This window comes from Actinoplanes sp. NPDC049598 (genome assembly GCF_040675435.1).
Lineage (GTDB): Bacteria > Actinomycetota > Actinomycetes > Mycobacteriales > Micromonosporaceae > Actinoplanes.
In genome coordinates this window covers 153,487-162,353 of the sequence record NZ_JBFAOX010000020.1, presented here as the reverse complement: position 1 = coordinate 162,353, position 8,867 = coordinate 153,487, and the positions used below count along the sequence as shown (strand labels likewise).

Genomic DNA, 8,867 nt, shown 5'->3' with positions numbered 1-8,867 from the left:
GGCTCCGCGCAGACGCGCGGAGCCGCTTCGTGGTTGTGCGGATGACTTCGATTCAGAGGAGGTCCTTGAAGTCCACCGTGAGGGCGAACGGGTCGACCACGGTGACCGGCTCGCGGGCCTCGAGCTCGCGGGCGAGCTCGCCCGCGGCGCGGGTGATGCGGGAGCGCAGGGTGCCGTCGGCGGAGTCGGCGCCCCAGTCGTCGCTGGCGGCGAAGACCGCGGTGGGGACGACGACGGCGTGCAGGTAGGCGAACATGGGGCGCAGGGCGTGCTCCAGGGCCAGTGAGTGGCGGGCGGTGCCGGCCGTCGCCGCGATCAGGACCGGCTTGTCGGTCAGTGCGTCCTTGTCGAGGACGTCGAAGAACGACTTGAACAGGCCGCTGTAACTGGCCGTGAAGATCGGCGAGACGGCGATCAGCGCGTCGGCCTCGGCCACCGCGTCCAGCGCGTCCTTGAGCGCCTCCGGCGGGAAGCCGGTGAGCAGGTGGTTGGCGATGTCGTGGGCCAGGTCGCGGAGCTCGACGACCCGGACGGTCAGCTCGACGTCGCGGTCCGCGGCGGCGGTGAGCGCCGCCGCGGAGAGCTGGTCGGCCAGCAGGCGGGTCGACGAGGGCTGGCTCAGGCCGGCCGAGACGACGACCAGATGGCGCTGCTTCATGCTGCGACCTCGCTGTTCTTCTTGGCGGCGACCAGGGACGCGTGGGTGGGGGCGTCCGGCACGTGAGCCGGCTTGAGGTTGGCGAACTCCTTGCGCAGCACCGGGACGACCTCGCTGCCGAGCAGGTCGAGCTGCTCGAGGACGGTCTTCAGCGGCAGGCCGGCGTGGTCCATCAGGAACAGCTGGCGCTGGTAGTCGCCGACGTACTCGCGGAAGCCGAGCGTACGGTCGATGACCTGCTGCGGGCTGCCGACGGTGAGCGGGGTCTCGCGGGTGAAGTCCTCCAGCGACGGACCGTGGCCGTAGACCGGGGCGTTGTCGAAGTAGGGGCGGAACTCCTTGACCGCGTCCTGGCTGTTCTTGCGCATGAAGACCTGGCCGCCGAGCCCGACGATGGCCTGGTCGGGGTCGCCGTGGCCGTAGTGGGCGAAGCGCTGGCGGTACAGCTGGACCATCCGCTGGGTGTGCGACGCGGGCCAGAAGATGTGGTTGGCGAAGAAGCCGTCACCGTAGAAGGCGGCCTGCTCGGCGATCTCGGGGCTGCGGATCGAGCCGTGCCAGACGAACGGCGGCACCTCGTCGAGCGGGCGCGGCGTGCTGGTGAAGCTCTGCAGCGGGGTGCGGAACTTGCCCTGCCAGTCGACGGTGTGCTCGCGCCACAGCTGGTGCAGCAGCGCGTAGTTCTCGATGGCCAGCGGGATGCCGGCGCGGATGTCCTTGCCGAACCAGGGGTAGACCGGGCCGGTGTTGCCGCGGCCCAGCGTCAGGTCGACGCGGCCGCCCGCGAGGTGCTGCAGCATCGCGAAGTCCTCGGCGATCTTGACCGGGTCGTTGGTCGTGATCAGCGTGGTCGCCGTCGACAGCTGCAGGGTCGTCGTCTGGGCCGCGATGTAGGCGAGGGTGGTGGTCGGCGAGGAGGAGAAGAAGGGCTCGTTGTGGTGCTCGCCGAGCGCGAAGACGTCGAGGCCGACCTCCTCCGCGTGCTTGGCGATGGTGACGATGTTCTGGATCCGCTCGGCCTCGGTCGGGGTCACGCCCGTGGTCGGGTCCGTCGTGATGTCACTGACGCTGAAGATTCCGAACTGCATGACCCGCTCCTTGATCCTCGGGGACTCCGTACATCCCGTCGCTGTCACCCTCAACCTCGTTGTTCGGTCAACTATTTCAAAATCAAAGAACTTCTGCTGCGGCGGGGGTCACACCCGCCAACATCGGGGGTGATCCTCGGAAAAAAGGCACACATCACCACCCGGATGGGGGTTTTATTGGGTAGGAGCAGGTTAAGTGGCCGGAAGAGCCATCTCCCGGCGGTCCGTCACTCGTATGTGTCTAACGGTTGGGCCTTGCCTCTGGCTTCGGTCGAGTGGGTGCCCTACCCTGCAACAGCCATCGGCGGACGTTCGGCTGATGCGCCGTGACTAGGCCCGGCCCTACAGTGGACCGACAGCCCGGTCCCGGCCGCGTCTGGTGACCGGTCGCCGCCTGCGTCGGACGATGTCGCGCGCCACAGGGACGGGTGCGCCGGAAGGACAGCCTGTGAGCCCGAGCGATTCCCGACTGGAGACGCCGCCGAAAGGCAGCGGCCCCACACCGACGCCCGGCAACGCCGACGCGCCGTGGGACGAGTTCGACTCGGATGCCTACTTCCAGCACAACTACGGTGAGCTCCGCAAGGACGACGCCCGCATCATCGAGATCATCGCCGATTTCTTCCAGGGCGCGTTCCCGCACGCCCGGCACACCCGGCAACTGGCCCGGGCGATCGACGTGGGCAGCGGCACCAATCTTTACCCCGCGCTGACCATGATGCCGTACTCCTCGCAGGTGACCCTGTTCGAGCGGGCGTTCACCAACCGCGAGTGGCTCAAGCGGGAGCTGCAGCACCCGTCCGAGTCGTGGGAGACGTTCTGGACGGCCATCGCGTCCGGCCGCACGGCGTACGACAAGTTCCGCCGGCCGCTCGAGGTGCTGCACGGCCGTGCCCACGTGGAGAAGGGCAGCGTCTTCAGCCTGCCCGTCGCCGACTACGACATGGGCACCATGTTCTTCGTCGCCGAGTCGATCACCACCCGCAACGACGAGTTCGAGCGGGCCGCCCAGGCGTTCGTCAACTCGCTCGTGCCCGGCGCGCCGTTCGCGGCCGCCTTCATGCGTAACTCGTCCGGGTACATCGTCGGTGATCAACGCTTCCCGGCCTGCATGATTGACAAGCCGGACGTCCTGCGCGCCCTTGCCCCGGTTGCGCGCACCGTGCACATTGAGACCGTGGAGAGCAACGACCTCCGGGACGGCTACAGCGGCATGATGGTGGCCACCGGCCGGAAGAAGTAGCGCTCCGCGCTCGACGCGACAACACAAGCCCACGGACGGGTAGGTGACGGCGCACTCATGCAGACCCAGCCACGCCAACAACTTCTGGACATCTGGCGCGCCACCGCGCGCGTGTCGTACCGCGGGGGCCAGTGGGTGCCGGGCGGGCACAACGGCAACAATTCGATCAGCGACGCCGAGCAGTTGCTGTGCATCATGGCCCCGGCCACCGAGACCCCGCTGTTCCGGCTCGACCGGCCCGACGCGGTGGCGACCGACGTGGTCGAGACCCTGCGCGACATCGGTGACAACCTGCAGATCCCGCAGCGCCTGCTGCACGCCCTGACCGAGTACATCGAGCGGTACACCGATCCGAAGACCGGCACCCCGCTGTTCGCCGGCCACACGTACTTCACCTCCGACGAGGAGGGCGTGCAGATCAAGCAGGAACAGCACGAGCTCGACGTGGTGGACTCGTTCTCCATCTCGGTCACGCTCATGCTGGCGATCATCGGTTTCACCAAGATCTTCCGGCAGGTGGTCACCCGCGCGGCCCTGCTCGACCAGGTCGACCGGCTGGAGACCATGGCCAACGCGCGGCTGACGGCCGCCATGGTGGGCCTGCTGCGCAGCTTCGCGGTCAACGTCTTCGCCCCCGACAGCGATCTGGGGCGCGAGCTGATCAGCATGGTCAACCAGGAGCGCCGGCCGGCCGACAAGGTCGTCGACGAGCTGCGCGAGGCGCTGCGCGAGATCCAGGCCCGGTTGCGCGACGACGTCACGATCGGTTCCGGCGCCTCCGAGGGCAACGAGCTCGACAACCCGAACCGGCTCTTCGAGTGCGGCTGGTCGTGGGGCGTCGTGCGCGAGGCCCCGGCCATCGAGACCACGGCCCACATCGGCGAGCAGCTGCCCGGCGTGGCGCAGAACGCCCCGTACCTCTACTTCACCACCGTCGCCATGGACGCCATCCAGGCGCTGTTCTCCGAGCGCACCCGGCTGCTCGGGCTGCTCGACGCGGAACAGTCCCGGCTCGCCCAGTCGCTGCAGCTGCGCTTCGAGCTCACCCGGTCGTACTGGTCGGCCGTGGCCACGTTCGGGTCGGGCCGCTGGCCGCTGGAGGATCTGCCCTGGCGCACCACCGACGGCATCGAGGGCGACTACTACAGCCTGCTGATCAGCGGCATCGTCCTGCAGAACATGACCGCCGTGCGGGCCACCGAGGCCCAGATGCGCCGGGTCTCGGAAGTGCTGGTGGAGCTGGCCAACCGCAGCCGGATCACCCGCCGCTCGACCGAGCCCGAGAACGCCGTCGACGTGCACTCCCCCGGCCTGCACTTCCCGCTGGTCGGCAGCGACGAGGTGGGCGGCCCCCGGCTGGCCTGGACGGTCACCGACATCGCGCCCACGCTGTTCCGCCGCGCGCTCACGCTGGCCGGCATGCTGTCCGACGGCGCGGCCCGCACCCGCCTGCTCGACCTGTCCGACTACATCTGGGAGCACCTGCAGAGCCGGGTCATCCGCGAGGGTGAGCACCGCGGGCTGTGGGACCGGCCGGCCGGCGCCTTCAAATACCTGCCCGACGAGGTCACCGAGGTCTCCTGGTACTACACCAAGCGGGTCGTCGACTGCCTGGTCGCCGCGGCCCGGCTGATCAGCGATCCTCCGGTCCGCAGCGACCTGCTCGCGCAGATCGCGGCCGACCTGCTCAACGAGGCCGATCACCTGTTCGACCGGGAGCTGCTCAACGGCACCGCGCGGGGTCTGCGGGTCGAGCTGGAACGGCTGGAGGCCGAGCTGCGCCGGGCCCGGACGGTACGCCGGGAGAGCCCCGGCGTGGCGGTGGCGGTGACCGAGGAGGTGCTGCGCAAGCTCGACCGGCTCTCCGCGGCCCGCCGGGCCGACAGCGGGGTGAGCTGACGTGCTGGTCTTCGCGACCTCCGACAAGGGCGGCACCGGCCGCTCGGTGACCAGCAGCAACCTGGCCTACCGGCACGCGCTGCAGGGTCATGACGCCTGCTATCTCGACTTCGACTTCGGCTCGCCCACCTCGGGCGCGGTCTTCGACCTGCCGGACGCGCTGGCCGGCGTCGAGGAGGGCGGGCTGCACAGCTACCTGATGGACGGCGCGGCCGGGCCGCGCCGGATCAACGTGTGGGCCGAGTCCCAGCGGGAGGCGCTGCGCAGCCGCCCGGCCGGGGCCGGCCGGCTGACGCTGGTGCCGGGCGACAGCGGGCGGGGCGAGTTCAGCTCGACGCCCGCGATCGTGGACCGCTGCGTCGAGCTGTTCGTGCGCCTCGACGAGGAGTACGACCTGATCCTGGTCGACCTGAGCGCCGGGCGGTCGTACGCCACCGAGATCGTGCTGGAGGCCACCGCCCGGCCGCAGCTGGCCGGGGTGATCGCCCGCTGGCTCGTCTTCCACCGCTGGACCCGGCAGCACATCATCGCGGCCAGCGGCCTGGTCGAGGGCCGGCACGGCATTCTGGAGAGCGGCGTGCACCTCGGGCACGACCGGGCCCGGCTGCGCGAGTCCATCCGGTTCGTGCGCACCGCGGTGCTCGACCCCTCGGCCCCCGATCAGGCCGGCCTGCGGCCCGAGCAGCTGGCCTGGCTGGACGTGTGCAACCAGCGGCTGCAGGATCTGGCCGCCCGCCGGGGTGTCGGCCGGGTCAACATGCTCGGCGAGGTGCCGCTCGACCCGGTGCTCCAGTGGCAGGAGCAGCTGCTCTCCAACGACGACGTGTGGATGCACCGCACGGCCAACGAGCGGACGGTCAACGCGTTCGACGAGCTGGCCAAGAAGATCGTCGACGACAACGCCTGGATCGGGCTGTGATCGCCGAGGACGGGGTGGTCGCGCCGCCGGTCCGGGCGGTCGCGCTGTCCCACCTGTCGATCGAGCTCGGCCATCTCTACATGGAGGACTTCGCCGAGGGCGAGGACCGGCTGCGCGATCACTTCCGGCGGGTGGCGCCCTGGGCGCGGGCGGCGGCGCAGCAGATCGGCGAGGAGCTCGGCGGGCGGACCCCGCGGATCAGCACCTGCTTCCTGGTCGACGACTACTTCACGGACTTCTCGACCCCGCCCGAGGTGGTGGGGATGCTGGTGAAGGCCGCCGCCGAGGCCGGGCTCGAGATCGACTACGTGGCCCGCGAGTCGGGCTGCGCCACCGCCGACGGCATCGAGCTGGCCACCCTGGTCCAGCAGCACCTCGTGGACGAGCCGCCGGAGGGCGCCACCGGGGGCCGGCCACCGGCGACCGTCTCCGGCTGGCTGACCAACGGGGAACGCTCGCCGGCCGCGACCGCCTCGGCGATGGCGGCGCCCCGGCAGTGGGAGCCACCCCGGCAGAGCGCCGTCCGCAACCACTCGATCTTCATGGACGTCGAGTTGTGGAGCGAGCAGCCCGGTGGCCGCCGGTTGTGGTCGTGCCCGTTCCTGGCCGCGGTGTGGCAGCTGCAGCGGCTGGGACTGCTCCGTCACCTGGGCGAGCCGGTGGCCGAGCCCCGGGAGTCGACGGTGGCCGACCTGCCCGGCACGTGGCGGCAGATGCCGGCGATCGTGCGGCTCAACCCGGCGGCGGCGGCCCTGCGCGCCTATCGCACGTTCACCCCGCTGGACAGCCGTTTCCTGCCGGTCGAGCACGCGGTCCGGACCATCCTGGCCCAGGTGGCGATCGACCCGAAGGTGGCCGAGCAGACCCGCAAGCGGGCCCGGGGCGAGGGCCTGACGCTGCCGGAGGAGACCGTCGACCGGATCGGTTACGTCTTCCTCTGAGCCGTCTGGGGGGTGAGCTCGCGCGAGACCTCCCACAGCTCGCGGAACAGGTGCGTGTACTCCTTGACCCGGTCGTCGGCCAGCACGAGGCGGGTCTCGGCGGTCTGGGCCAGCCGGGACTCCACCAGGATCAACATCGTCTCGTAGGCCAGGACGTCGTCGAAGACGATGACATCGCGCACCTTGAGGTGGTCGGGCGCCAGCGTCCGGTCGAGCAGCCGCACGTCGATGCCCATGGCCAGCTGGTTCTCGCACACGCGGCGCAGCCCGTCGTCGTCCTCGGCGCCCGGCTCGAAGACGAAGATGCGCCGGACCCGCCGCCCGTCGCGGGCGGCCCGGCACTGCGCCTCCACGTACCGCTGGCCGGTGTCGCTGCGCCAGAAGTCGTGGTCGACCGCGGACAGGCTGATGGCGTCGATGCTCTCGACGGCGTGCTCGGTGAGGCTGAGCAGCCAGTCCCGGTCCTCGCCGTAGTAGATGACCGTGCCGTTCTCGGCCAGGTGCTTGACGAAGTCGGAGGTTTCGTTGATCTTGGCCTCGACGAACTCGTAGACCAGCCGCGGCGAGCCGGGCGAGATCCGGGCCGAGGTGCGCACCATCCGGGTGAGCACCTCGGAGCGCATCGCGGAGTCCTCGATCTGCCGGTACAGCGCCGTCGCCTCGTTGATGTCCAGGAAGGCGTCCCGGATCAGGCGCTTCATCTCGGCCGTGCTCTCCTTCTCGAGCCGCTCCACCGCGGCCAGGCGCTTCTCGAAGTCGTTGAGGAAGCGCATGAGTAGGGCGATGCCGCCGATCAGGATGGACAGCATGATGCAGGTCGCCTGGGGCTGGTCCAGGACGTTGGTGAGCAGGAAGGTCAGGCCGCCGGTGGCGAGGGCGATCAGCGCCGTACGGATGACGCTGCTGCTCTCCGCGCCCGGCTGAAGCCGGTCGAAGCCGGTCACCGCCGCATCGCCGCCGACAGCGCGGCCACCGCACCGACCGCGAACTGGTCGCGGATGCGGTCTCTGAGCAGCGCCCACTGGCGGGTCAGCGCGGCCTGCCGGTCGAGTGAGTCCCAGAGCTTCTCGACGAGCTCGCCCCCGCGGCCGGCCGGCAGCCAGAGGTGCAGCAGATAGTCCAGGGCCGGCTCGAGCCGGTGCAGCGTCTCGGCCCGGCTCATCCGGCCGATGGCGGCCCGCTCGACGATGCGCATCACCGAGGTGAGCAGCCAGTCGTGCAGGGCGACGTCCTCGGCGAAGGTCACCAGCAGCGGCAGATCCTTGTCGTCGCCGTCGACCTGCAGCAGGCGCAACTCGTCGCCGTACGACGTCAGCCGCGGTGGCCCGGTGGCGCCACCGGCGACGAAGCGCAGCCGGGTGCGCGGCAGGCGCAGCCGGGGCCCGGACTGGCTGCCGGTGGGCATGGCGCTCTGCACCACGTCGGACGCGCGGCCGGCGATCTGACCGAGGTCGAGAACGCCCGCGGGCCGTTCCGCGGCGGCGAACGACTCGGCCAGCTCCGACCAGGACACCCGGCCGATGACCTCGATCACCCCGGGCCAGGCCAGGTAGTGCGACCAGGGCCGGCGGGTGGTGCCCCCGGCCGCCCGCAGCGTCGCGTAGGCCACGCCCTGCACGACGTGACCGTCGGTGATCGCTGCCCGCTGCAGCACGGTGCCGATGCCGCGTGCCTTGCGAGCGCCGCCGGGCGGGCAGTCCACACCGACCGGACGCTGTGGGGAACGCACGTACGAGCGTGGTCGCTGGGCGCTGGCCACCGGCTCGCCGGCCACCAGGTCGACCAGCGAGGTGGCCTGCTCAGCGGTCATCGGATCGCGACCGCGCAGCAGCCCGGTGTGAACCTCTCCCACGATGAGCACGTCGGGGCCCCCATCCTCGACGGCACGGAAATCCGGGAACAACCCGTTGACTCCCCGGCGGCGTGCTTCCCGGCCGCATGACATCAGCCGTTCGATTGGAACGCATGGGTCCGCGTTTTGCAACACCGAGGGTGATGACCTACGGACTTTGAGTGGCATTTTCTACCATCCAATGTGGCTGGTGACAAGGCGGCGGGGTGAAAAGGGGCAGACGCCGGAAGTTTTCCTTCACGCGGGTGACGGGGCATCGGAGGCCGT

8 protein-coding genes are annotated in these 8,867 nt (G+C 70.4%); 4 read left to right on the top strand and 4 right to left on the bottom strand.

Annotation, left to right across the window (positions count from 1 at the left end):
* Positions 1-52: 52 nt before the first annotated feature.
* The gene (locus AB0J66_RS35900; RefSeq protein ID WP_364670595.1) at positions 53-658 is read right to left on the bottom strand and encodes an FMN reductase; all 606 of its coding nucleotides are present in this window, start codon (positions 656-658) and stop codon (positions 53-55) included.
* A complete protein-coding gene (locus AB0J66_RS35895) occupies positions 655-1,746 on the bottom strand; it encodes an LLM class flavin-dependent oxidoreductase (protein WP_364670593.1) in 1,092 nt (363 codons plus the stop codon). The genes AB0J66_RS35900 and AB0J66_RS35895 overlap by 4 nt, the downstream gene beginning before the upstream one ends.
* Positions 1,747-2,194: 448 nt before the next feature.
* Between AB0J66_RS35895 and AB0J66_RS35890 the strand changes: the two genes are divergently transcribed.
* Genes AB0J66_RS35890 through AB0J66_RS35875 form a run of 4 tightly spaced genes read left to right on the top strand, consistent with a single transcriptional unit; the run spans position 2,195 to position 6,748 of the window.
* Complete coding sequence (locus AB0J66_RS35890; RefSeq protein ID WP_364670591.1) at positions 2,195-2,989, top strand: SCO2525 family SAM-dependent methyltransferase; 795 nt, start codon at positions 2,195-2,197, stop codon at positions 2,987-2,989.
* A 57-nt stretch (positions 2,990-3,046) separates the two neighbouring features.
* Positions 3,047-4,888: an SCO2524 family protein gene (locus AB0J66_RS35885; protein ID WP_364670588.1), complete on the top strand. Its 1,842-nt coding sequence runs from the start codon at positions 3,047-3,049 to the stop codon at positions 4,886-4,888.
* A gap of 1 nt (position 4,889) precedes the next feature.
* The gene (locus AB0J66_RS35880; RefSeq protein ID WP_364670585.1) at positions 4,890-5,807 is read left to right on the top strand and encodes an SCO2523 family variant P-loop protein; all 918 of its coding nucleotides are present in this window, start codon (positions 4,890-4,892) and stop codon (positions 5,805-5,807) included.
* Positions 5,804-6,748, top strand: coding sequence for an SCO2522 family protein (locus tag AB0J66_RS35875; protein ID WP_364670582.1), 945 nt, complete (start codon positions 5,804-5,806; stop codon positions 6,746-6,748). The genes AB0J66_RS35880 and AB0J66_RS35875 overlap by 4 nt, the downstream gene beginning before the upstream one ends.
* Here AB0J66_RS35875 and AB0J66_RS35870 read toward each other — a convergent pair.
* Both AB0J66_RS35870 and AB0J66_RS35865 read right to left on the bottom strand, forming a co-directional pair.
* Positions 6,733-7,692 (bottom strand): hypothetical protein, encoded by a 960-nt coding sequence (locus tag AB0J66_RS35870; RefSeq protein ID WP_364670580.1) that lies wholly within the window; start codon positions 7,690-7,692, stop codon positions 6,733-6,735. The two genes, AB0J66_RS35875 and AB0J66_RS35870, sit on opposite strands and share 16 nt — an antisense overlap.
* Positions 7,689-8,600 carry an SCO2521 family protein gene (locus AB0J66_RS35865; protein ID WP_364670577.1) on the bottom strand — a complete coding sequence of 304 codons (912 nt, stop codon included), beginning with the start codon at positions 8,598-8,600 and terminating at the stop codon, positions 7,689-7,691. The genes AB0J66_RS35870 and AB0J66_RS35865 overlap by 4 nt, the downstream gene beginning before the upstream one ends.
* Positions 8,601-8,867 lie beyond the last annotated feature (267 nt).

What these genes read in the sequence shown, in the direction of transcription:
- AB0J66_RS35900 (WP_364670595.1), bottom strand. Translation starts at nt 658, where the DNA reads ATGAAGCAGCGCCATCTGGTCGTCGTCTCGGCCGGCCTGAGCCAGCCC.
- AB0J66_RS35885 (WP_364670588.1), top strand. Translation starts at nt 3,047, where the DNA reads ATGCAGACCCAGCCACGCCAACAACTTCTGGACATCTGGCGCGCCACC.
- AB0J66_RS35895 (WP_364670593.1), bottom strand. Translation starts at nt 1,746, where the DNA reads ATGCAGTTCGGAATCTTCAGCGTCAGTGACATCACGACGGACCCGACC.